Source organism: Methylobacterium sp. BTF04 (assembly GCF_010692745.1).
In the GTDB taxonomy this organism is placed as follows: Bacteria; Pseudomonadota; Alphaproteobacteria; order Rhizobiales; family Beijerinckiaceae; genus Methylobacterium.
In genome coordinates this window covers 26,196-48,022 of record NZ_JAAHTB010000024.1, presented here as the reverse complement: position 1 = coordinate 48,022, position 21,827 = coordinate 26,196, and the positions used below count along the sequence as shown (strand labels likewise).

General features: G+C 69.8%; 22 protein-coding genes. 10 read left to right on the top strand and 12 right to left on the bottom strand.

Translation table 11 applies throughout. The annotated features are described in order from the left end of the window. Positions 1-2: 2 nt before the first annotated feature. Entirely contained in the window at positions 3-707 is a 705-nt protein-coding gene (gene rpe / locus G3T14_RS15105) for a ribulose-phosphate 3-epimerase (protein WP_163643363.1), read from the top strand. Then, the gene (locus tag G3T14_RS15100; RefSeq protein ID WP_163643362.1) at positions 701-1,462 is read left to right on the top strand and encodes an HAD-IA family hydrolase; all 762 of its coding nucleotides are present in this window, start codon (positions 701-703) and stop codon (positions 1,460-1,462) included. The genes rpe and G3T14_RS15100 overlap by 7 nt, the downstream gene beginning before the upstream one ends. Here the strand turns inward: G3T14_RS15100 and G3T14_RS24735 are convergent. Then, on the bottom strand, positions 1,459-1,647 hold the full coding sequence (locus G3T14_RS24735) for a hypothetical protein (RefSeq protein WP_204262876.1): 189 nt from the start codon (positions 1,645-1,647) through the stop codon (positions 1,459-1,461). The genes G3T14_RS15100 and G3T14_RS24735 overlap by 4 nt on opposite strands. Positions 1,648-1,870: 223 nt before the next feature. Between G3T14_RS24735 and G3T14_RS15090 the strand changes: the two genes are divergently transcribed. Together G3T14_RS15090 and dusA are read left to right on the top strand one after the other, a co-directional pair. After that, positions 1,871-2,617, top strand: coding sequence for a YebC/PmpR family DNA-binding transcriptional regulator (locus G3T14_RS15090; RefSeq protein ID WP_163643361.1), 747 nt, complete (start codon positions 1,871-1,873; stop codon positions 2,615-2,617). A gap of 36 nt (positions 2,618-2,653) precedes the next feature. Next, positions 2,654-3,679 carry a tRNA dihydrouridine(20/20a) synthase DusA gene (gene dusA / locus G3T14_RS15085; RefSeq protein ID WP_163643360.1) on the top strand — a complete coding sequence of 342 codons (1,026 nt, stop codon included), beginning with the start codon at positions 2,654-2,656 and terminating at the stop codon, positions 3,677-3,679. Positions 3,680-3,687: 8 nt separating this feature from the next. On the opposite strand, the gene G3T14_RS15080 is transcribed toward dusA, so the two are convergent. From G3T14_RS15080 to cobS, 3 genes are all read right to left on the bottom strand, one after another. Next, entirely contained in the window at positions 3,688-4,104 is a 417-nt protein-coding gene (locus G3T14_RS15080; protein ID WP_246733357.1) for a TIGR02281 family clan AA aspartic protease, read from the bottom strand. 270 nt (positions 4,105-4,374) lie between these two features. Then, positions 4,375-4,578 (bottom strand): DUF1289 domain-containing protein, encoded by a 204-nt coding sequence (locus tag G3T14_RS15075; RefSeq protein ID WP_163643359.1) that lies wholly within the window; start codon positions 4,576-4,578, stop codon positions 4,375-4,377. 74 nt (positions 4,579-4,652) lie between these two features. After that, entirely contained in the window at positions 4,653-5,483 is an 831-nt protein-coding gene (cobS, locus tag G3T14_RS15070; RefSeq protein WP_163643384.1) for an adenosylcobinamide-GDP ribazoletransferase, read from the bottom strand. A 97-nt stretch (positions 5,484-5,580) separates the two neighbouring features. Here cobS and cobT point away from each other — a divergent pair, with 97 nt between their 5' ends. Beyond that, complete coding sequence (gene cobT, locus G3T14_RS15065; RefSeq protein WP_163643358.1) at positions 5,581-6,648, top strand: nicotinate-nucleotide--dimethylbenzimidazole phosphoribosyltransferase; 1,068 nt, start codon at positions 5,581-5,583, stop codon at positions 6,646-6,648. Positions 6,649-6,974: 326 nt separating this feature from the next. Beyond that, a complete protein-coding gene (locus G3T14_RS15060; protein ID WP_163643357.1) occupies positions 6,975-8,114 on the top strand; it encodes an HPP family protein in 1,140 nt (379 codons plus the stop codon). A gap of 346 nt (positions 8,115-8,460) precedes the next feature. Here G3T14_RS15060 and G3T14_RS15055 read toward each other — a convergent pair whose 3' ends face one another. Further along, positions 8,461-10,008 (bottom strand): ATP-binding protein, encoded by a 1,548-nt coding sequence (locus tag G3T14_RS15055; RefSeq protein ID WP_163643356.1) that lies wholly within the window; start codon positions 10,006-10,008, stop codon positions 8,461-8,463. Positions 10,009-10,351: 343 nt separating this feature from the next. Here G3T14_RS15055 and G3T14_RS15050 point away from each other — a divergent pair, with 343 nt between their 5' ends. Both G3T14_RS15050 and G3T14_RS15045 read left to right on the top strand, forming a co-directional pair. Next, entirely contained in the window at positions 10,352-10,807 is a 456-nt protein-coding gene (locus G3T14_RS15050) for a (2Fe-2S)-binding protein (protein ID WP_163643355.1), read from the top strand. Between the two features lie 59 nt (positions 10,808-10,866). After that, on the top strand, positions 10,867-13,068 hold the full coding sequence (locus tag G3T14_RS15045; RefSeq protein WP_163643354.1) for a xanthine dehydrogenase family protein molybdopterin-binding subunit: 2,202 nt from the start codon (positions 10,867-10,869) through the stop codon (positions 13,066-13,068). A 242-nt stretch (positions 13,069-13,310) separates the two neighbouring features. Here the strand turns inward: G3T14_RS15045 and G3T14_RS15040 are convergent, their stop codons facing one another. Then, positions 13,311-14,132 (bottom strand): alpha/beta hydrolase, encoded by an 822-nt coding sequence (locus G3T14_RS15040; RefSeq protein ID WP_163643353.1) that lies wholly within the window; start codon positions 14,130-14,132, stop codon positions 13,311-13,313. Positions 14,133-14,271: 139 nt separating this feature from the next. On the opposite strand from G3T14_RS15040, the gene G3T14_RS15035 reads away from it, so the two are divergent. After that, positions 14,272-14,901 carry a uracil-DNA glycosylase family protein gene (locus G3T14_RS15035; protein ID WP_163643383.1) on the top strand — a complete coding sequence of 210 codons (630 nt, stop codon included), beginning with the start codon at positions 14,272-14,274 and terminating at the stop codon, positions 14,899-14,901. 51 nt (positions 14,902-14,952) lie between these two features. Beyond that, positions 14,953-15,648, top strand: coding sequence for an orotidine-5'-phosphate decarboxylase (pyrF, locus tag G3T14_RS15030; protein ID WP_163643352.1), 696 nt, complete (start codon positions 14,953-14,955; stop codon positions 15,646-15,648). 295 nt (positions 15,649-15,943) lie between these two features. On the opposite strand, the gene G3T14_RS15025 is transcribed toward pyrF, so the two are convergent. From G3T14_RS15025 to G3T14_RS15000, 6 genes are all read right to left on the bottom strand, one after another. Continuing rightward, a complete protein-coding gene (locus G3T14_RS15025; protein ID WP_163643351.1) occupies positions 15,944-16,219 on the bottom strand; it encodes a hypothetical protein in 276 nt (91 codons plus the stop codon). Beyond that, positions 16,216-16,839, bottom strand: coding sequence for a TetR/AcrR family transcriptional regulator (locus tag G3T14_RS15020; protein WP_163643350.1), 624 nt, complete (start codon positions 16,837-16,839; stop codon positions 16,216-16,218). The genes G3T14_RS15025 and G3T14_RS15020 overlap by 4 nt, the downstream gene beginning before the upstream one ends. A 62-nt stretch (positions 16,840-16,901) precedes the next feature. Further along, complete coding sequence (locus G3T14_RS15015) at positions 16,902-17,099, bottom strand: hypothetical protein (RefSeq protein WP_163643349.1); 198 nt, start codon at positions 17,097-17,099, stop codon at positions 16,902-16,904. Positions 17,100-17,388: 289 nt separating this feature from the next. Continuing rightward, a complete protein-coding gene (locus tag G3T14_RS15010) occupies positions 17,389-19,188 on the bottom strand; it encodes an NADPH-dependent assimilatory sulfite reductase hemoprotein subunit (RefSeq protein ID WP_163643348.1) in 1,800 nt (599 codons plus the stop codon). Positions 19,189-19,347: 159 nt separating this feature from the next. Further along, positions 19,348-21,117 (bottom strand): flavodoxin domain-containing protein, encoded by a 1,770-nt coding sequence (locus G3T14_RS15005; RefSeq protein ID WP_163643347.1) that lies wholly within the window; start codon positions 21,115-21,117, stop codon positions 19,348-19,350. Between the two features lie 123 nt (positions 21,118-21,240). Further along, the gene (locus tag G3T14_RS15000; protein WP_163643346.1) at positions 21,241-21,747 is read right to left on the bottom strand and encodes an Lrp/AsnC family transcriptional regulator; all 507 of its coding nucleotides are present in this window, start codon (positions 21,745-21,747) and stop codon (positions 21,241-21,243) included. Positions 21,748-21,827: the final 80 nt, after the last annotated feature.

Here is a 21,827-nt window from a genome sequence, read left to right as displayed (position 1 = left end):
CCATGACCGGCCCGATCATCTCGCCCTCGATCCTCTCGGCGGATTTCGCGGCGTTGGGCGAAGAGGTCCGCGCCGTCTCCGAGGCGGGGGCCGACTGGATCCATCTCGACGTGATGGACGGGCATTTCGTGCCCAACATCACCTTCGGCCCCGCCGTGGTGAAGGCGCTGCGGCCGCACACCGCCAAGCACTTCGACGTCCACCTGATGATCGCGCCGGCCGATGCATATCTGGCCGCCTTCGCCGAGGCCGGCGCCGACACGATCTCGGTCCATGTCGAGGCCGGGCCGCACATCCATCGCTCGCTCCAGACCATCCGCTCCCTCGGCAAGCGGGCCGGCATCGCGCTCAACCCCGGCACGCCGGCCAGCGCCATCGAGCCGCTGCTCGACATGGTCGACCTCGTGCTGGTGATGACGGTGAATCCGGGCTTCGGCGGGCAGAGCTTCATCCCCTCGACCCTCGAGACCATCGCCCGCATCGCCACTCTGACGAAGGGCCGGGGCATCGACATCGAGGTCGATGGCGGCATCACCACCGAGACGGTGGGGCTCGCGGCCCGCGCCGGCGCCAACGCCTTCGTGGCCGGCAACGCCGTGTTCAAGGGCGGTCCGGCCGGCTACGCCGAGCGCATCGCGGCGATCCGGCAAGGCGCGATCCAACACGGGGCGATGGGGTCCGGAGCCGGCGGCGCGGTGTCATGCTGAAGGCGCTGATCTTCGACGTCGACGGGACGCTGGCCGAGACCGAGGACCTGCACCGGCAGGCCTTCAACGGGGCCTTCGCCGATCTCGGCCTGCCGTGGATCTGGACCCCGGCCTTCTACTCGGACCTGCTGCGCGTGATGGGCGGCAAGGAGCGCCTCGCCCATTACATCGAGACCTTCCACGCCGAGGAGGCCGCCGCCCTGCGCCCCCGCATGGTGGAGATCCACGACCGCAAGACCCGGCTCTACGGCGAACTCGTGGAGAGCGGCAGACTCAGCCTGCGTCCCGGCATCGGCCGCCTCATCGCCGAGGCGCGTGCGGCGGGGCTCACGCTCGCGGTGGCCACCACCACGAGCCGGCCCAATGTCGACCGGTTGATCGCGGTGAACTTTCCCAAGGGCGACGCGCCCTTCGACGTGATCGCGTCGGGCGACGAGGCCGCGCGGAAGAAGCCGGCGCCGGACGTGTTCGACCTCGCCCTGGCGCGCCTCGGGGTTGCCCCGTCCGAGGCCATCGCATTCGAGGATTCCGTGGCCGGCATCCGCTCGGCGCTCGATGCCGGGCTGCCGGTGCTCGCCACCCGCAGCCTCTACACCGAGAGTCACCGGCTGGAGGGCGCGTTCTCGGCGGTGTCCGATCTCGGCGAGCCGGGCGCCCCGCACGGGCACCTGTCGGGCCATGTCTGGCCCGGCGGTGTCGTCACCCTGGCGGCCCTGCGCGACTGGCACACCACAGCGACCCGCGGCCAGACCTAACGGCGCGGGCGCCGATCCGCGGCCGCCTCGCCCTCGGCGCGGGTGGAAAACAGCATCGTGCCGGCCACCGTTCCGAGAACCGCTGCGAGGCCGAGCCTGAGCCAGCGCGGACCAGCCACTGGTTCGGCGGACGACCGCCGCCGGTACGGCAGGCCCGCATGGGGAGCGATGGATCGGTCGGTCATGGGACCACTGCATCGGTTGGGAGACGGGACGTCGCGAAGGGAAACGCGGCGCGGGCCGGAACGGTCCCGCCGGGGGCCACTCTCCACCTCAGGCCCGCTCCTGTCCGTTGTCATCGCGCGCGCCGCCGGCCTATAAGCCGGCAACCCCCATCCTGCCGGCGCCGTGGACGAGCCCCCCTGGCCGCCGGCTTCTCGCGTCGCGGTCTCGTCTCAAGGTCACGCCATGGCCGGCCATTCCCAGTTCAAGAACATCATGCACCGCAAGGGCCGCGTCGACGCGGTCCGCTCGAAGCTGTTCGGCAAGCTCGCCCGCGAGATCACGGTGGCGGCCAAGCTCGGGCTGCCCGACCCGGCGATGAATGCGCGCCTGCGCGCCGCCATCATCGCGGCCCGCGCCGAGAACGTGCCCAAGGACAACATCGAGCGCGCCGTCAAGAAGGCGTCGGGCGCCGATGCCGAGAGCTACGACGAGATCCGCTACGAGGGCTACGGCCCCGGCGGCGCCGCGCTCATCGTCGAGGCGCAGACCGACAACCGCAACCGCACCGCCTCGGACGTGCGCTCGGCCTTCACCAAGGCCGGCGGGAACCTCGCCGAGACCGGGGCCGTGGCCTTCATGTTCGACCATGTCGGCATCATCGCCTTCGCGTCCGAGGTGGCGGATGCCGACACCATGCTGGAGGCCGCCATCGAGGCCGGCGCCGACGACGTCCGCTCGGATGCCGACGGCCACGAGGTCACCTGCGCCCAGGAGGCCTATGGCGAGGTTTCGAAGGCGCTGGAGGCACGCTTCGGCGATCCGCGCCGCACCGGCCTCCTCTGGAAGGCCCGCGACACCATCGAGGTCGACGATGAGACCGGCGAGAAGCTGCTGCGCCTCGTCGAGGTCATCGAGGACCAGGACGACGTCCAGAACGTCTTCGTCAACTTCGCCCTGTCGGACGCGCTGATGGAGAAGCTCTCGGGCTGAGGGCGGAGATCGGTACAGGACGGGACGGAGAACGAAGTGGCCGCAGAGGTTCAGAAATCCAGCGATCTCAGCGGGTGGACCCTGTCGGTCGCACCGATGATGGATTGGACCGATCGGTATTGCCGGGCGTTCCACCGCACCCTGTCGCGCCGCGCGCGGCTCTATACCGAGATGGTCACCACCGGGGCGGTCATCCATGGCCCGCGCGAGCGGCTGCTCGGGTTCGATGCGAGGGAGCATCCCGTGGCGGTGCAGCTCGGTGGGTCGAACCCGGCCGACCTGGCCGAGGCCGCGCGGATCGCCGAGGGCTACGGCTACGACGAGGTCAACCTCAATGTCGGCTGCCCGTCCGACCGGGTGCAGGACGGCCGCTTCGGCGCCTGCCTGATGCGTGAGCCGGCCGTGGTCGCCGACTGCGTCGCGGCGATAAAGGCGGCCGTTCGCGTGCCCGTCACGGTGAAGTGCCGCATCGGCGTCGACGACCAGGACACCGAGATCGCCCTCGATGCGCTCGCCGGAGCGGTCATCGCCGCGGGTGTCGACGGCCTCGTGGTGCATGCGCGCAAGGCCTGGCTCCAGGGCCTGTCGCCCAAGGAGAACCGCGACGTGCCACCCCTCGATTACGCGCGGGTGGCGCAGCTCAAATCCGCGCATCCCGACCTGCCCATCGCGATCAACGGCGGAATCGGCACCCTCGCGGAGGCCGAGGCCCAGCTCGCCCATGTCGACGGGGTGATGATCGGCCGGGCCGCCTACAGCGATCCGGCCCTCCTCATCGACGTCGATGCGCGGCTGTTCGGCGAGGCGGCCGCCGTTGCCGATCCGTTCGCGGCGTTGGAGGCGTTCGAGCCCGTTCTCGCGGGATTCCTGCAGGACGGCGTGCGCCTCCACGCGGTGACCCGGCACATGCTCGGTTTGTTCAACGGCCGGCCCGGCGCCCGCGCCTACCGGCGCCACCTCTCGACCTTCGCCCTCCGGGAGGAGGCCGGCGTGCACACCCTGCGCGAGGCGGTCGCCCTGGTCTCGCGCGAGATGCCGACCGTCGAGAGCCGCGCCGCCTGAAGCCTGGCTCAGCGTCCGCGTAAGGTCAGCCGGTCGCCGCGGACCTCGAAACTCGCGAGGCGGTCGAGGAAGCTCATTCCGAGCAGGTTTTCGCGCAGCGCCCCGGGCCGACTCACCAGGGCGGGCACGCGACGCTCGACGATGCTGCCGACCTGCAGCGTGTCGAGCAGGATCGGCGCGGCCAGGGTCGAGCCATTGGCGGTGGCGACCCGGACGCCGAATTCCGTCTCCGCCGGCCGGATACCGAGGGCGGCGGCGTCCTCGGCGGTGAGCACCACCGCGCTCGCTCCGGTATCGAACTGGAACCCCAGGGCGCGCCCGTTCACCGTGGCGCGCACGGCGAAATCGCCGCCGGCCCGGCGCGTGATCGCCACGGTGCCGTCGGCACCGGTGACGGCGCTGCCCGGTACGATCGCGCCCATCATGCGGGCCCCGACCTCGCGGGCCTCGTTGCGAAAGGCGTAGCCCGCGACCAAAGCCGCCCCGGAGCGTACCCCAGACCGCCAGGGCCTTCAGGTTTTCGCCGATCCGTCCGCGGAACTGGTGCCAGAACCCAGCCGCGATCAGGGCGAGCAGGCTCGCGCTCATGGCCAACTGCGCGAACTGGTCGGGCTCCAGCCCGGCGATCGGCTGGGTTCCGCCCGAGAGCAGCAGCACCGCGAGCACACCCGCCAGGAACAGGAGGGCGACGACGATCACGGCCGTGTCCGGTCCGGATAGGCGGCGCGCAGGCGGTCCTGGAGCGTGCCCATCACGGCCTGACGCAGGGATTCCGGCATCGAGCCCCACAGGGCGATCTCGTCGCGCGTGCGGCCGCAGCCCTCGCATAGGCCGGTGACGGCATCGAGGACGCAGACCTTGGTGCAGGGGCTCGACGGTTTCGGGGCAAGCAGACTCATGCGCCGGTCCATGCCAGGGCGGAACCGCTTCGATCAAGTCCGATCGATCAACCAAGTCCGATCGGCCGACGCCGTCAGGCGGGAATCGCCGCGACGAGTCCGAGCAGGGCGGCGATCTCCGCTACCTGCTGGCAGGCGCCGATCACGTCGCCGGTCTGGCCGCCGATGCTGGCACGGGCGAGCGCCGTCATCGCCAGGGCGGCAGCGGTGGCCATGCCGAGCATCAGCGCGGCCCCGCCGAATGGCAGGCCGGCGGCGACGCAGACCAGGGCGAGGAGGACGGCGAGGCCGGTGGCGACCAGCAGCGCCGGACGCTCCGGCCGGCCGACGGCGGCACCGGCGCCGCCGGGCCGGGCCGGTGCCAGCAGGACCATCGGCGCCAGGGCCGCGGTGCGCGACAGGATCGCGGCGAGGATCAGCGCCAGGGCGGCGTCCGCCCCGGTGCGGTCGAGCAGGGTGGCGAAGGCGCCGATGCGGAGCGCCAGCGACAGCACCAGGGCGACGCCGCCATAGGCGCCGATCCGGCTGTCGCGCATGATCTCCAGGCGTCGCTCGGGCGTGGTGCCGCCGCCGAACCCGTCGGCGACGTCGGCGAGGCCGTCCTCGTGTAGGGCGCCGGTGATCGCGACGCCGATGGCGATGGCGAGGGTGGCGGCCAGGAAGGGGCCGAGCCCGAGGCCCCAGGCGACGAGCAGCACCAGGGCCCCCGGCACGGCGAGAATCAGCCCAGCCAACGGCAGCATCCGCGGCACGGCGCGGAAGTCCGGCACGGCATGCGGATCGCCCTCGCCGGGCAGCGCCGGCACCGGCAGGCGCGAATAGAAGCGCAGGCAGGCCGCCAGATCGTAGGCGAGGCCCGCGCCGGGGAAGGCCGGCTCGGGATCGCGGCGCCCATCGCGCTCCATGGACAGCTCCGCCTTCACCACCATCGCCGCTCCCGTTATAGCTCCCGCAGCGAGCGGCCCGCCATCCCGGCGCGGGGCCGCCCACGGATTTCGCGCGATGACCGACACCAGCCCCAACGGAGACAGTGCCGCCGGAGCCAGCGCCGCCGGAGACCGCCCGTTCGACGACATCCGCCGCCTGATCGCGTCCCTGCCGGGACCGGACCGGGACGCCGTCGCCATGGTGGCCGAGCGCGACGCCGCCCTGACGAAACCGGCGGGTTCGCTCGGCCGCCTCGAGCACCTCGTGAGCTGGCTCGCCGCCTGGCAGGGCAAGGGCCAGCCGACGCTGGACCGGCCCCTCGTCTGCGTCTTTGCCGGCAGCCACGGGGTCACCGCCCGCGGGGTCTCGGCGTTTCCGGATGCGGTGAACCGCCAGATGCTCGACAATTTTGCCGCCGGCGGCGGGGCGATCAACCAGATCTGCGCCGCCTACGGTCTCGGCTTCAAGGTGTTCGATCTCGCCATCGACCTGCCCACCGGCGACATCTGCTCCGGTCCGGCCTTCGACGAGAAAGCGTGCGTGGCCACCATGGCCTTCGGGATGGAGGCGGTGGCCGCTGGGACCGATTGCGTCGCGCTGGGCGAGATGGGCATCGGCAACACCACCATCGCGGCGGCGCTCTATGCCGCGCTCTATGGCGGCGACCCGGCCCATTGGGTCGGGCGCGGCACGGGCGTCGATGCGGCGGGTCTCGCCCGCAAGGTCGCGGCGGTGGAGGCGGCGCTCGCCTTCCATGCCGGCCATCTCGACAATCCGCTGGAAATCCTCGCCCGGCTCGGCGGCCGCGAGATCGCCGCCATCGCCGGCGCGATCCTGGCCGCCCGCCTGCAGCGGGTGCCGGTGGTCCTCGACGGCTACGTGGCGACCGCTGCGGCCGCCATCCTCCACGCCCTCGATCCGGCGCTCCTCGACCATTGCCTGGCCGGCCACGTCTCGGCGGAAGGCGCCCATGCGGACGTGCTCGAACGCCTCGGGCTCGTGCCGCTCCTCGCCCTCGGCATGCGCCTCGGCGAGGCATCGGGGGCGGGGCTGGCGCTCGGCCTCCTCAAGGGCGCGCTCGCCTGCCACCGTGACATGGCGACTTTCGCCCAGGCCGGGGTGTCGGAACGCTCGGGCAGGTAGGTTTCTGGGCGCAACAGACTCCCTCTCCCGTTCGGGCGAGCGAGCTCGAGCGCAAGGGACCCAAGCGATCAAGCGCACGGTCCGAGAGACCCGCCTCCGCATCTCCGGCCCGCTCGCTGACAGGTTCCAAAGCGGCGACAGCCCTGTCGCGCCCCCGAATTGCGCTTTGCCCACTGCGCAGGCAACCTGCCTATGCATGTTGCAATTCCGCCGGTAATCCGTAACCTGTCCCTGGTATACCAGGGCGGCGCGCCGGAAATCAGGGCAGACGCCCTGCGCGGTCGGCGGCTTTGGCGCTGGATCGAGCGAGCGAGGGGCGCGAGGCGATGTCCGACACCGTCGGCCCGGAACGGCACGCGCGCAACCGATTCGGATTTCGGCCGTTCAGGCCGATCCTGGCCGGGGCCACCCTGCGCGAGCGGCTGATCGGGTGCCTCGGCGCGCTGGCCGGCATCACGCTCACCGGCCTGATCTGCGGCTGGTTCTTCGGTCAGGGACCGCACATCCCGCTCATCATCGCGCCGATGGGCGCCTCGGCGGTTCTGCTGTTCGCCGTGCCCGCGAGCCCGCTCGCCCAACCCTGGTCGATCATCGGCGGCAACACGATCTCGGCGTTCATGGGCGTTCTGGCTGCCCATTTCATCCCGGATCCGGTTCTGGCGATCGGGGTCGGCGTGTCGCTGGCCATCGCGGCGATGTCGCTGGCGCGCTGTCTCCATCCGCCCGGCGGCGCAGCGGCGTTGACGGCGCTCATCGGCGGCCCGTCCGTGACCTCGGCGGGCTTCCTGTTTCCGTTGTTTCCCGTCTGCGTCAACTCGGTGATCCTGGTCGCGCTCGGCATCGCGTTCCACAAGATCTCACGCCGCAGCTATCCGCATGTCGCCGTTGCGATGCCGGCCAACCCGCATGGCACCACAGATCTGCCTGCGTCGATCCGGGTCGGCTTTACGCCCGACGACGTCGACGCCGCGCTTTTGGCGCTCCATGAGACGCTGGACATCGACCGCGCCGATCTCGACCGGCTGCTGCGGCAGGTCGAACGCCACGCCCTCGTGCGGCTGCAGGGCAAGCTCACCTGCGGCGAGGTCATGTCGCGCGACGTGGTCACCATCGGGCTGGACGGCAGCGTCGCGCGGGCACGGGAGCTTCTGCTCGCGCACAACATCCGGACGCTGCCCGTGGTGGACGAAGCCGGGCGGCTTGCGGGCACGCTCGGCCTGCGCGAGCTGACGCTGCGCGGCGCGTTCGGTCTCGCGCAAGCGATGGTGGAGGCCAGCACGGCGAGGCCGGACCAACCGGTGGTCGCGTTGTCCGCTTGCCTCACCGACGGCCATACCCATGCGGTCGTGGTCACGGATGGGGACCGGCGCGTTCTCGGGATCGTCACCCAGACCGACCTGCTCGCGACACTGACCCGGCTACTCCTGGCCAAGGCGTTCGCACCGCCCGTCCCGGACGCGCCATAAGCGGCCCGGCGGTGGGATTTCGGCCCAGACAGACCCTGCGCAAGTGGGTGGAGTGCCGCTCCGGGTCATCGGCTGTCTCGGAATCGGCCCGTCCAAAGCCTCCGGCGAAAGGCATCGGCACCCGATAGGGGAGGGCGATCGTCCAGGGCGCCGTGTCGCCGCTCGGCCCGGTTGTTGCTTGACCCGTCGCTCTCCTAGCACTGCCATGTCCCTGGCACTGCCATGTCCGCAGGATCGCGCCGATGTCCGACGGGACGCTTCCCCTTCACCTGCTGCACGCCGCCCTGATGGCGTCGAGCATGATGCTGACCTGGCAGGTCTATCTGCTGCGTAAGCCGTAGCCCGCTCAGGCCGCCCGGGCGGGCCGCCCGCGCTTGTCGTAGGCTGTCGTCTCCAGGGCCTCGCCCGGCAGGTCGAGGGCCGGCAGGGTGTCCATCACGCGGCTCGCCGGGAAGGTGACGATGACCTCGGTGCCCTCGCGCGGCTTCGACTTCAGCTGGAAGTTGCCGCCGTGGAGGTCGACGAGGCCCTTGACGATGGGCAGGCCCAGGCCTGAGCCCTGCTCGGCGGTCTTGATCGCTAGCGACCCGCGCCCGAACGACGACATCACCGTGCCGAGTTCGTCCTCCGGGATGCCCGGCCCGCTATCCTTGACGCTGACATATTGCCCGCCGGACGAGGTCCAGCCGACCTTGATCGTGATCTCGCCGCCCGGCGGGGTGAACTTGACCGCGTTCGACAGCAGGTTGAGCACGATCTGGCGCAGAGCCCGCTCGTCGGCCCAGAGCCGGGGCAGGGTCTCGTCCACGAACTCGTGGAAGGTCTGGCTTTTGCTCCGCGCCCGCAGGCCGACCATGTGCCGGCACTCGTCGACGGCGTGGCCGAGCTGGATCGCCTCTTCGTTGAGCTCGTAGCGTCCCGCCTCGATCCGCGAGAGATCGAGGATCTCGTTGATGAGATTGAGGAGGTGCAGGCCGCTGTCGTGGATGTCGGCGGCGTATTCCTTGTAGGACGGCGCGATGTGGGCGCCGAACACCTCGTTCTTCATCACCTCGGAGAAGCCCAGGATGGCGTTGAGCGGGGTGCGCAATTCGTGGCTCATGGTGGCCAGGAACCGCGACTTGGCGAGGTTGGCCTCCTCCGCGCGGCGACGGGCCTCGTCGGAATTGGCCTTGGCCTGTTCGAGCTCGCCGAAGATCGCATCCTTCTCGGCCTGCGATTGCAGGGCGCCGACGGTGGAGGCGTAGACGCGCCGGGCCAGCCCCATGAAGAAGACCTGCGCGCCCACCACCATGGTCACGAGCATGATCGTGTCCATGTCGTGCGAGAACGCCAGCAGCGAGAGCGCCGCCACCATGAGCGGCAGCAGGGCGGCCAGGGCCGCCGCCGGCAGGGTCGCGGCCAGCATCGTCGCCACCGCCGCGACGATCACCAGCCCGAACAACACGAAGGTGCGCGCGCCGGCGGCGCCGACCGGGATCATCAGGGCCCAGGCGGTGCTCTGGATGATCTCGGTGGCCATGAAGGCGCGGCGCCACGCCTTCACCGACACGTCTTCGGGTGCCTGCCGCAGGAAGCGCCGGGTCAGCAGCTTCGACAGGCAGACGGAGGCGAGCAGGCACAGGCCCCAGGCCACGGCGATGGGCGGCAGCACCCACAGGGCGGCGATGCCGGCCACCGCGAGCCCGAGGAGCGCCAGCGGGATGATCGCGCCGTCGCGGTACTGGGCGTAGACGCGGATCAGCTCGTAATCGAAGGCGCGCTCGAGCCCGCTCGTCGAGGTGAGCCGCTCGCGAGCCGAGCGCATGTCCCGCGCCACCTCGCGACGCCGCGCCACCTCCTGCGAGGAGGGGCCGCGCCCGCGCTGAATCATCTCCGCAGTCAGATCGGGCATCACCGTCTTGAGGATTACGCGAAAGGGCGTCGCGGACGGCCGAGCGGACCGCGAACGTGTCGGAACACGACAGGCCGGAGAATGCCGGCGATATGTTAAGAACCGCCTGCCGGAATCGGTCGAATGCGCCGCGTTCCGCTGGCGACGTGCCCGCCTGCGCCGGGTCGGACGCTGGCGATAGGCCCTTGATTCGGCGACGAATCGGCATCCGGCCGGGTCGGAATGTGATGCGGTGATCGACGCTCACGCGGGAGTGCCAGGAGCGGCAGGGTGCGTTGGCGCACGCGTGGGACTGGCGTCGGACGATTAGCATCGTTCCAGAATGCGACCCGGGAGGCATGGGATGCTGAAACTGACCGTCGACGGCGTTGCCCACGAGGTCGATGCCGACCCCGACATGCCGCTGCTCTGGGTCCTGCGCGACCGTCTCGACCAGACCGGCACCAAGTATGGTTGCGGTATCGCCCAGTGCGGCGCCTGCACGGTCCATCTCGACGGACAGCCGGTGCGCGCCTGCCAGACCCGGATCGGCGATATCGGCACCGCCCAGATCACCACCATCGCGGGTGTCTCGGGCCGTGTGGCGGACGCGGTGCGCACCGCGTGGCGCGGCCTCGACGTGGTCCAGTGCGGCTATTGCCAGTCCGGCCAGATGATGTCGGCGATCGGGCTCCTGTCCGGCACTCCCAAGCCCACGGATGCCGACATCGACGGCGCCATGGACGGCAACGTCTGCCGCTGCGGCACCTATCAGCGCATCCGGGCGGCGATCCACGAGGCGGCCCGCACCCTCGCCTGAGCGCGCGTGCGAGCCCCGATTCCCCTTCCCGCCTCGTCACGCCTGAACTGGAGCACCCCATGCTGAAGGTCGCTCGGACCCCGGACGCCGCCCCCTCCCGCCGCGCCTTCCTGGGAGGCGCCGCAATAGCCTCGGGCGCGATCGTGATCGGGTTCACGCTGGCGCCGGCGCGCCAGGCCCGCGCCGCCGGCCCCGACCTGTCGGGCGGGGCGGCCCAACCCAATGCCTTCGTGCGCATCGCCGCCGACGACACCGTCACGGTGATGATCAAGCACCTCGACATGGGCCAGGGCAACACCACGGGGCTCGCCACCATCCTGGCCGATGAGCTCGACGCCGACTGGGCCACCGTGCGGACCGCCTTCGCCCCGGCCGATGCCGCGCTCTACAACAACCTGCTGATGGGACCGGTGCAGGGCACCGGTGGCTCCACCGCCATCGCCAATTCCTGGTATCAGCTGCGCAAGGCGGGAGCCGCCGCCCGCGCCATGCTGGTGACCGCCGCCGCCGAGCGCTGGAAGGTCCCGGCCTCCGAGATCACGGTGGCGGAGGGCGTCGTCCGCCATGCCGCCTCGAACCGGCAGGCGCGCTTCGGCGAACTCGCCGAGGCGGCGGCCGCCCTGCCGGTGCCGCAGGAGCCGCGCCTGAAGGACCCGAGCCAGTGGCGCCTGATCGGCAAGCCCGGCAAGCGGCTCGATTCCAACGCGAAGACCGACGGCAGCGCGATCTATTCGATGGACATTCGCCGGCCCGGCCAGGTCACCGCGATGGTCGCCCATGCCCCGCGCTTCGGCGGCGTGGTGAAGCGCGTCGACGACAAGGCGGCCCGCGCCGTGAAGGGCGTCCTCGACGTGGTGACGATCCCCACCGGCGTCGCGGTCATCGCCACCGACACCTGGTCGGCGATGAAGGGCCGCGAGGCCCTGAGCGTGACGTGGGACGACAGCGCCGCCGAGATGCGCTCGTCCGATGCGATCCTCGCCGAGTACCGCGAGCGGGTGAAGACGCCCGGCCTCGTGGCCTCGAAGGCCGGCGATGCCGCCGCCGCCATCGCCGGCTCGGCCAAGGTGCTGGAGGCCGAGTTCACCTTCCCGTACCTCGCCCATGCGGCGATGGAGCCCCTCAACGCTACCATCGAGCGGGCCTCGGACGGCACCTACGACGTCTTCGCCGGCTGCCAGATCCAGACCATCGAGCAGGCGGTGGTGGCTGCGACCCTGGGGGTGACCACCGACAAGGTCCGCCTGCACACGCAATGGGCCGGCGGCTCGTTCGGCCGCCGCGCGACCCCGGGTGCCGACTATTTCGCCGAGACGGCCTCCATCGTGAAGGCGACGGGCGGCAAGGCGCCGGTCCATCTGGTGTGGACCCGCGAGGACGACATGGCCGGCGGGTTCTACCGGCCGATGGTGGTCCACAAGCTTCGGGCCGGCCTCGATGCCAAGGGGGCGATCACCGGGTGGGAACACCGGATGATCGGCAAGTCGATCATGATCGGCACCGCCTTCGAGACCATGCTGGTGAAGGACGGCATCGACTCGACCTCGGTGGAGGGCGCCTCCGATACGCCGTACGCGCTGCCGGCCTACCGCTTCGAGGTCCACAACGCCCGCGAAGGCGTGCCGGTGCTGTGGTGGCGCTCGGTCGGCCACACCCACACCGCCCAGGCGATGGAGGTGTTCGTCGACGAGCTGGCCCATGCGGCCGGCGCCGATCCGGTGGCCTACCGCCTCGGCATGCTGACCGCCGCCCCGCGCCTGTCGGGTGTGCTCAAGCTCGCCGCCGAGAAGGCCGGCTGGGGCAAGGGCGCGTCGGACAAGAACCGCGGCCTCGGCGTCGCGGCGCACGAATCCTTCGGATCGTACGTCGCCATGGTGGCCGACGTGACGGCGGAGGATGCCAAGGTGAAGGTCAACCGCATCGTCGCGGCGGTGGATGTCGGTATCGCGGTGAATCCCGACATCATCCGTGCCCAGGTCGAGGGTGCGGTGGGCTTCGCCCTGTCCTCGGTCTTGCGCAACCGGATCACGCTCAAGGACGGCGTCGTGCAGGAAAAGAACTTCGACACCTACGAGCCGACCCGGATGAGCGAGATGCCGGTGGTGGAAGTCCACATCGTGGCCTCGTCGGCCGCGCCCACCGGCATCGGCGAGCCCGGCGTGCCGGTGATCGCCCCGGCGATCTCCAACGCCATCTTCGCCGCCACCGGCCAGCGCCTGCGCTCGCTGCCGCTGGATCTGAGCGGGCTGAAGGGCGCCTGACTCGGGCTGGCGCTTGGTTGGAACGCCGAGCCCCGCCCACCGCCTCATCCTGAGGCGCCGCAGCGAAGCGGAGGCCTCGAAGGAGGGCTCCAGGGATCACGGAGCGCACTGGAGGTCTCCTTCGAGGCCGCTGACGCGGCGCCTCAGGATGAGGTCACGGGTGGGACCTGTTCGATCCAGTCGAGCGGGAAACCATAGGGGAGCATCGGCCCGGGTCGCGATCGGCTCGATGCCCTTCGGTTTTAGCCGCGCAGGAACGCGATCAGGTCGCCGGTCAGCTCCGCCGCATGGGTGAACGGGATCGCGTGCGGGGCGCCTTCGTATTCGGTGAAGAGCGCATCGGGGATCGCGGCGGCGCTGGCGCGACCGGTGACGGCGATGGGCGCGGTCTGGTCGGCATCGCCGTGAATGATCAGGGTCGGTATCGTGAAATGCGCCATGTCGCGGCGGAAATCGGTGGCCCCGAAGGCGCGCACGCACTCGACACTGGCCTTGGGCGAACCGCGCAAAGCGAGGTCGCAGGTCCAGTGCATGAGTTCGGTGGAGGCCGGCGAGGAGAACACCCCGGCGCCGAAGAAGGTTTTTGCGAAATTCGCCAGGAAGTGCGGCCGGTCGGCCTTGAGGCCGTCGATCATCCCTTCGAACACGTGGGCATCGACGCCGTCGGGATGGTCCGGCGTCTTGAGCATCATCGGCGTCACCGCCGAGACGAGGACCGCCTTGGCGATCCGGTCGGACCCATGGCGCGACAGATAGCGGGCGATCTCGCCGCCGCCCATCGAGAAGCCGACCAGGGTGACACCGTGTAGGTCGAGCTGGTCGAGCACCGCCTGTAGATCGTCGGCGAAGGTGTCGTATTCGTAGCCGCTCCACGGCTGGTCCGAGCGGCCGAAGCCGCGTCGGTCGTATGCGATGGTGCGAAAGCCCGCCTCGGTCACCGCCGGCATCTGGTACTCCCACATGTCGGCATCGAGCGGCCAGCCATGGAGGAACACCACCGGGCTGCCGCTGCCCCAATCCTTGTAGAACAGCCGCGTGCCATCCCGGGTCTCGATGAAGGGCATGGGGTACTCCGGTCAGGGCGGGGAAGCAGGGTGGGGAGGGCGCGTGGTCGCGTCTCCGAGACCTTAAGGTCGCAAGCGCGCCTGCGTTCCCGCGCGACCCTCGCCACCGGCGATGGCGCGGCCTATCTGCGCCTGCATCATGCCGCTCCAGACCGATTTCGACGCCACCGCCGCAGCGGTGCGGGCCTGCCGCATCTGCCGCGATGCCCCGGCCTACGGCGCCCCCCTGCCGCAGGAGCCGCGCCCGATTATCCAGGGCCTGGCGACGGCGCGGCTGTGCGTAGCCAGTCAGGCGCCGGGCAACAAGGCCGACAAGAGCGGCATCCCGTTCATGGACCCGTCGGGAATACGCCTGCGCGACTGGCTCGGCCTGGACATGGCGGCCTTCTACGATGCGTCGCGCCTCGCCATCATCCCCATGGGCGCCTGCTTTCCCGGCTACGATGCGAAGGGCGGCGACAAGCCGCCCCGGCGTGAATGTGCCGAGCGCTGGCGGGAGGAACTGTTCGCCGGATTGCCGAAGCTCGACCTCATCCTGGTCATCGGCCAATACGCCCAGGGCTGGCATCTCGGCCGCGCCGAGGGCGGCCTCACCGGCACGGTGCGGCGCTGGCGCGCGATCCTCGAGACGCCACGGCGACCGCGGGTGCTGCCCCTACCGCATCCGTCCTGGCGCAACAGCGGCTGGCTCAAGGCGAACCCCTGGTTCGAGGCCGAATTGCTTCCCGTCCTCAAGCTCGAGGTCGCCCGGACCATGGCCCCACGTTGACAGCGGCGGCGCCCCGCGTGATCGGTTTCGGCACTGACCATGGAGATGCCGATGCCCGCCAGCCCCGACCCGCGCGACCGCCTGATCGTCGCCCTCGACGTCCACACCGTGGCCGAGGCCGAAGCGCTGGTTGACCGGATCGGCGACGCGGCGACCTTCTACAAGATCGGCTACCGGCTGGCCTATGAGGGCGGTCTCGCTCTGGTGCCGCGCCTCGCCGCCGCCGGGCTCAAGGTCTTCCTCGACCTCAAGCTGCACGATATCGGCAACACCGTGGAGGACGGTGTGCGGGCGCTCGCCGATCTCGGGCCCGCCCTGATCACGGTTCATGCCTACCCCCAGACCATGCGGGCCGCCGTGCGGGCGCGCGGCACCACGGGGCCGAAGATCCTCGCGGTGACGGTGCTCACCTCCTACGACGATGCCGATGCGGCGGAGGCCGGCTACGCCCTGCCGGTGGCCGAGCTCGTGGCCCGGCGTGCCGCCCAGGCGGCGGAGATCGGCATCGACGGAATCGTCTGCAGCGCCGCCGAGGCGGCCGGCGTGCGTCGGGCGATCGGGTCCGATCGCCTCATCGTCACGCCGGGCATCCGCCCTGCGGGAAGTGCGGCGGGCGACCAGAAGCGGGTGATGACACCGGGAGAGGCCATGGCCGCCGGCATCGACCACGTCGTGGTCGGCCGCCCGATCCTCCAGGCCGCCGATCCGCGCGCCATGGCGCAGGCTATCGTCGCCGAAATGCGCTGATCGGTCCGGTTTGCGGTGGTCTGCACTCGGTCAGATCGGAGCGTTTGCACTCACCATCTCATCCCGAAGCGTCGCGTCAGGGACTTCGAAGGCGGGCTCCAGTACGCTCCGCGATCTCTGAAGCCCTCCTTCGAGGCCTCCGCTGCGCTGCGGCGCCTCAGGATGAGGGAGAGGCTGGGAGGAGGGTGATCCCAGCCGTCACCTTGCAATAAAGGGCGATGGGGCCGAGGGCGATCCCACCCTCCACCTCATCCTGAGGCGCCGCGTCAGCGGCCTCGAAGGAGGGCTCCAGTGCTCACAGCAATCCCTGGGTCTCTCCTTCGAGGCCTCCGCTGCGCTGCGGCGCCTCAGGATGAGGGGAGGCTGGGAGGAGGGTGATCCCACCCGTCACCTTGCAGTGAAGGGCGATGGGGCCGAGGGCGATCCCACCCTCCACCTCATCCTGAGGCGCCGCGTCAGCGGCCTCGAAGGAGGTCTCCAGTACGCTCCGCGATCCCTGGATCTCTCCTTTGAGGCCATCGCCGCGCAGCGGAGCCTCAGGATACGTGGAGCGATCGGGAAGAAAGTTCACGACCGCGAGCGCAGCCCACTGATCAGAAAGTCGATCATCGCCGCCACCGGAGGTGCCCCGGCATCGGGGTAATGGCTCACCAGCGCCGGATGGCAATAGCGCAGAATCGCGGTGTGGATGCACGCCGCCGCCAGGATCGGATTGGCGACGGTGAACTCGCCGCTTTCGACGCCCTCGGTCACCATCGTGGCGAATACCGATCCGACCCGGTCGATGTGCCGACGGCAGACATCCCAACTCTCGGTGATCGCCGCTTCGATCATTTCGTGCATGCGCGGATTGGCATTGCAGCGCTCGACGCACGTCTCATGCAGCAGCGTGATCACGCTGGTGATCCGGTCCGATGCCGTCCGGCCGGGGGCGATGGCCGCCAGGGCGACGCGCTGTTCTGTCTCGTCCATCAGGCGCTTGAGCACGGCCTCGTGGATGGCTTTCTTCGACTCGAAGAAGCGGTACACGTTGGCTGGGCTCATCCGCAGAATCTTGGCGATATCGGCGACCGTCGTCTTTTGGTAGCCGACCTCCCGAAACGCCTGCTCCGCCGTCGCGAGGATGCGGCACCGGGTGGTGGGGGCGATGTCGTCGATGATGTCGCGGACTGGTGCCGCTGCGATGTTCATGGCGCGAAACTAAGCGGCCGGCATCCCGGCGTCAAAACACGATACGCGGGGCCGGGGCCAGTCTAGGAGCCGAATTGCGAGCCGAGCTGCTCCAGATATTCGGCGAGATCGACGCCGCCGATGCGCTTTCCGTAATCGAAGCGCATGCCCTGGCGGATATCGACGCTGCTTCTCTTCGTGGTCAGGGTGAAGGGCTTCACGCAGATCCACGCACCATCGCGCCGATGCTCGAAGAAGTTCAGGATTTCGTGCTTGGCCATGGATGCGTCCCCCGCCGTCTGACCAGACAACGGGCGTAGGCCTCAACGGTTCACCGCCAGTCCTCCTTTTTGCAAAGGCAATACAAGCGTGGCCGTAACGCCGGCGATACTGTGCGCTGCAAACGGTTTTTCTGCGCTGCATTGCGCGGTCTGCAGCGGGAGGCACCCGCCGGATCGAATCGGCTCTACCGCAATCTCCACCGCGAGAGACTGAGACGACGGCGTCAATGGAGGGTTCGGTGGGCGCAGCGCGCTCCCCGAACCCTCCGTCGATGCATTTGGGCCGCCGTTACGCCGCGCTCTTGAGCGCCCCGGTCTTCTCGTGGAAATCCGGGCCGTTGATGGTCTTCGTCACGTAGCCGTCGCGGATCAGGTAGTCGCCGAAGCGCTCGCCCGGTGTCTTGCCCTTGGCGTAGGCCGCGAAGAGCGGGTCGAGGAGCGTCTTGATCTCGGAGGCGTTCACGTCCTCGGCGTAGAGCTTGCCGAGGCGCGAGCCGTCGAAGGCGGCGCCGAGATAGAGGTGGTAGCGCTCGGGGCCGCGGCCGACGAAGCCGATCTCGGCGATGTAGGGCCGGGCGCAGCCATTGGGGCAGCCGGTCATCCGGATGGTGATCTCGTCGTCCTGCAGGCCATGAGAGGCGAGGCTGGCTTCGAGCTCGGTCATCAGGTCGGGCAGGTAGCGCTCGCTCTCGGCCAGAGCGAGGCCGCAGGTCGGCAGCGCGACGCAGGCCATGGAGTTGCGGCGGAGCGCGCTGGCGCCCTTGGTCATCCCGTACTGGTCGACCAGCGCCTCGATCTCGGCCCGCTTCTCGGAGGGCACGTTGGCGATGATGACGTTCTGGTTGCCGGTGAGGCGGAAATCGCCCTCGTGGATCTCGGCGATGCGGCGCAGGCCGGTGAGGAGCTGCGCGCCACCATCCGGATAATCCTTGATCCGGCCCGAGGCGACGTAGAGCGTCAGGTGGTGGCGGCCGTCATCGCCTTCGGTCCAGCCGTAGCGGTCGCCGTTGCCGGTGAAGCTGAAGGGCTTGGGGTCGGGGAAGGCGTGGCCGACGCGCGTCTCGACCTCGGCCCGGAAGGCGGCCAGGCCGTAGCGCTCGATGGTGTATTTCAGGCGCGCGTTCTTGCGGACCTTGCGGTTGCCCCAGTCGCGCTGGACCGTCATCACGGCCTCGGCGACCTTGATCGCCTCCTCGGGCTCGCAGAACAGCATCACGTCGGCGGTGCGCGGGAAGGTGTCGGTCTCGCCATGGGTCATGCCCATGCCGCCGCCCACCGTTACGTTCCAGCCGGTGACTTGGCCCGCCGCGTCCAGGATGGCGATGAAGCCGAGATCGTGCGCGAAAATGTCGACCTCGTTGGAGGGCGGCACCGCGATCACGGTCTTGAACTTCCGCGGCAGGTAGGTCCGGCCATAGACCGGCTCGATCTCGGCCGCGTCCTCGCCGCCGACCACGCGCTCGCCGTCGAGCCAGATCTCGCGCCAGGCGTTGGTCTTCGGCAGGAGCGAATCCGAGATGTCCTTGGCGAGCTCGTAGGCGACCTTGTGGGCGCCGCTCTGGGCCGGGTTGGTGGCCGCCATGACGTTGCGGTTGACGTCGCCGCAGGCGGCGATGGTGTCGAGCAGGGTCGCGTCGATGGCGGCCATCGTGCGCTTCAGGTTCGACTTGATGACGCCGTGGTACTGGAAGGTCTGGCGCGTGGTCGCGCGCAGGGCCGAGCCCGCATAGGTCGTGGCGATGTCGTCGAGCGCCAGCCATTGCTTCGGGGTGACGACGCCGCCGGCGATGCGCAGGCGGATCATGAAGCTGAAGGCCTTTTCGAGCTTCTTCTTGGTGCGCTCGGCGCGGATGTCGCGATCGTCCTGCAGGTACATCCCGTGGAACTTCACGAGCTGGCCGTCATCCTCGGAGATCGCCCCGGTGGCATGCGCCAGAAGTCCGTCGGCGAGGGTGCCGCGCAGGTAGCCGCTGGCGATCTTGATGTGCTCGTTATGGGCGAGCCCGGCGGACCGGGCGGCTTCCGCCTCGGTGATCGGGCGCTCGGCCGGCGGGGTCTCGTAGGTGCGGGGAGGGGTCTGATCGGCCATGGCGGGATTCCGGTCGTTCGAGTTTGTCTGGTGCCGTCGGTGCGTGCCCGTCTCGCCTTGCGCGAGAGGGGAGCACGCGATCCGGAGAGGTCTCCCCCTCTCCCGGTCGCTCCGCGACCACCCTCCCCCGCAGCGGGGGGAGGGGTTTTGGCTCACGTCCTAATAGACGTCTTGCTGGTAGCGGTGGGCGCGCTCCAGCGCCGCAACCGCCGCTTCAGCCTCCGCCGCGCCGAGGGATTTCACCGTGGCGTAGGCGCGCACGACGGCGTTGCGCACGTCCTTGGCCATTTTGGTCGCGTCGCCGCAGACGTAGAGGCTGGCACCGCCGTCGAGCCATTCCACCAGTTCCCTGGCGTGCTGGTCGATCCGGTCCTGCACGTAGACCTTCTCCGGCTGATCGCGCGAGAAGGCGACGTCGATCTTGGTGAGCGAGCCGTCCTCCAGAGCCTCCTGCCATTCGAGCTGGTAGAGGAAGTCGTGGGTGAACTGCCGGTCACCGAAGAACAGCCAGGAGCGGCCGGGCGCCGCGACGGCGCGGCGCTCCTGCACGAAGGCGCGGAACGGCGCGACGCCGGTGCCGGGGCCGACCATGATGATGTCGGTGGCCGGGTCCTGCGGCAGGCGGAAATGCCGGTTGGGCTTCAGCTTCACCCGGAGCTTGGCGCCGTTCTTCATCCGGTCGGCCACATGCGTCGAGGCGACGCCGGAGCGCGCCCGGCCGTGGGTGGCGTAGCGCACCGCCGCGATCACGAGATGGACCTCGTCGCCGACTTCCTTTCGCGATGACGCGATCGAATAGGCGCGCGGCGGCAGCGGGCGGGTGATGGTCCCGAGATGCTCGGCGGTGATCGCGGCCGGGAACGTCTCGATCAGGTCGATGAGATGGCGGCCTTCGATCCAGGCCTTGGCCTCGCCGCTGTCGATGAGCTTCTGCGCGTCCGCATGGCCCGTCGCCTTGGCGAAGCGCTCAACCGTGGTGGCCGACAGGGTGGTGATGTCCCGCTCGGACAGCAGCATCCGGCGCAAGGCCTCGTCGCCCGAGAGGTTCGTGGCTGTCAGGATCTCGTCCACGAGCTGGGGATCGTTCTCGGGGTAGATCTCCAAAGAATCGCCCGGCTCGTAGGCCGGCGCACCGTCCTCGAATTCGAGGGCGAGGTGGATCGTCTCCTTGTCGGAGCGCGAGGAGTTGAGGTTCACGTGGTCGACGACCTCGACCACCTTGGGCTCGCGGCTCGGCTCGACATCTTCGTCGTCCTCGACCGCGCGGGCGGCGAAATCGACGGCGACGACGTTGTCGGCGCTCGGCGGCGGGGTCAGCGCCTTCAGCGTATCCTTGATCCAGGCGGCGGCCGGTGTCTCGAAATCGAGGTCGAGGTCGGCGCGGGCCTGGGCGCGCGTGGCGCCGAGCGCCTCGAACCGCGCGTCGAGCGCCTTCCCGGTGGCGCAGAACTCCGCATAGGAGGTGTCGCCGAGCGCCAGGACACCGAACTCCACGCCGTCGAGGCGCGGGGCGCCGTCGCCCATCAGCTCGCCATAGGCCCGCATGGCGCGGGCCGGGGGCTCGCCTTCTCCCCAGGTGGCCGCAATGGCGACGATGCGCTTCTCCTGCGCCAGGCTCGCCACGTCGAGATCGAAGAAGTCCACCACCTTCGGCTTGAAGCCGTTCTTGCGGGCGAGCTTGGCCATGGTGTTGGCGAGCGTCTCGCAATTCCCCGATTCGCTCGCATAGAGGATCAGCAGCGGCTCGGCCGCCTTGGGCGGGGCCGCCGGCACCGCAGCCGTCTGGCCGCCGGCGGCGTCGAGGCCGGCGAGGAAGCCCGCGAGCCAGGCGCGCTGGACCGGCGTCGCCGGGCCGAGCACCGCGTCGAGGCTGGCGCGCTCGGACTCACCGAAGGGCGCCGTACGGGGGAGGATTGCGTGTCGTGCCATATCCGAAGCCATGTCGTGCTGAGCGGCCGGGCTGTCAACGGAGTTGTCCGTTTTACAGAACGACGTCGGGGTAGAAGGAGCTGTTTGCGGTTGCGGTGCAAAACAGAATTTTATTCTCTTCGCCTATTCCCCGGCCACCACCGAGAGCGTCGGCGTGAACCGCCCGTTCGGTGGCGCCGACGGAAGGGGCAGGGCGGTGGTCGACTTCACTTTTTCCATCGCGAAGCGCGACGTGACGTTCTTCAACGGCAACGTCGCGATGAGGTGCTTATAGAAGGTATCGTAAGCGCGCATATCGGCCACGACGACGCGCAGCATATAGTCCACGTCCCCGGCCATGCGGTAGAATTCGAGCACTTCCGGCATCGCCGAGACCGTTTCGGCGAAGCGTTCGAGCCATTCCCGGGAGTGATCGGCCGTCTCGATCGAGACGAAGACCGTCAGGCCGAGGCCAAGCTTCACCGGATCGAGCACGGCGACCCTCCGGTCGATCACCCCGTCCGCCTCCAGGCGCTGGATGCGCTTCCAGCACGGCGTCTGCGACAGCCCGACCCGCTCGCCGATGGTGGCGATCGAGAGCGTCGCATCGTTCTGCAGGAGCCCGAGGATCTTCAGGTCAATCGAATCCAAGGCGGCCTCACGGGGTTTGCGGGCGGTGGCATGGTGTGCGTGAGCGCACGGCCTGCCGGTGCTGTTGAGAAGGATCTTTC

Coding starts and splice junctions, on each gene's coding strand:
- G3T14_RS15035 (WP_163643383.1), top strand. CDS start 14,272: ATGCCGCTCCAGACCGATTTCGACGCCACCGCCGCAGCGGTGCGGGCC.
- G3T14_RS15005 (WP_163643347.1), bottom strand. CDS start 21,117: ATGGCACGACACGCAATCCTCCCCCGTACGGCGCCCTTCGGTGAGTCC.
- cobT (WP_163643358.1), top strand. CDS start 5,581: ATGACCGACACCAGCCCCAACGGAGACAGTGCCGCCGGAGCCAGCGCC.
- G3T14_RS15020 (WP_163643350.1), bottom strand. CDS start 16,839: ATGAACATCGCAGCGGCACCAGTCCGCGACATCATCGACGACATCGCC.
- G3T14_RS15075 (WP_163643359.1), bottom strand. CDS start 4,578: ATGAGTCTGCTTGCCCCGAAACCGTCGAGCCCCTGCACCAAGGTCTGC.
- G3T14_RS15060 (WP_163643357.1), top strand. CDS start 6,975: ATGTCCGACACCGTCGGCCCGGAACGGCACGCGCGCAACCGATTCGGA.
- G3T14_RS24735 (WP_204262876.1), bottom strand. CDS start 1,647: ATGACCGACCGATCCATCGCTCCCCATGCGGGCCTGCCGTACCGGCGG.
- G3T14_RS15055 (WP_163643356.1), bottom strand. CDS start 10,008: ATGCCCGATCTGACTGCGGAGATGATTCAGCGCGGGCGCGGCCCCTCC.
- G3T14_RS15010 (WP_163643348.1), bottom strand. CDS start 19,188: ATGGCCGATCAGACCCCTCCCCGCACCTACGAGACCCCGCCGGCCGAG.
- G3T14_RS15100 (WP_163643362.1), top strand. CDS start 701: ATGCTGAAGGCGCTGATCTTCGACGTCGACGGGACGCTGGCCGAGACC.
- pyrF (WP_163643352.1), top strand. CDS start 14,953: ATGCCCGCCAGCCCCGACCCGCGCGACCGCCTGATCGTCGCCCTCGAC.
- G3T14_RS15080 (WP_246733357.1), bottom strand. CDS start 4,104: ATGATGGGCGCGATCGTACCGGGCAGCGCCGTCACCGGTGCCGACGGC.
- rpe (WP_163643363.1), top strand. CDS start 3: ATGACCGGCCCGATCATCTCGCCCTCGATCCTCTCGGCGGATTTCGCG.
- cobS (WP_163643384.1), bottom strand. CDS start 5,483: ATGGAGCGCGATGGGCGCCGCGATCCCGAGCCGGCCTTCCCCGGCGCG.
- G3T14_RS15045 (WP_163643354.1), top strand. CDS start 10,867: ATGCTGAAGGTCGCTCGGACCCCGGACGCCGCCCCCTCCCGCCGCGCC.
- G3T14_RS15040 (WP_163643353.1), bottom strand. CDS start 14,132: ATGCCCTTCATCGAGACCCGGGATGGCACGCGGCTGTTCTACAAGGAT.
- G3T14_RS15015 (WP_163643349.1), bottom strand. CDS start 17,099: ATGGCCAAGCACGAAATCCTGAACTTCTTCGAGCATCGGCGCGATGGT.
- G3T14_RS15090 (WP_163643361.1), top strand. CDS start 1,871: ATGGCCGGCCATTCCCAGTTCAAGAACATCATGCACCGCAAGGGCCGC.
- G3T14_RS15050 (WP_163643355.1), top strand. CDS start 10,352: ATGCTGAAACTGACCGTCGACGGCGTTGCCCACGAGGTCGATGCCGAC.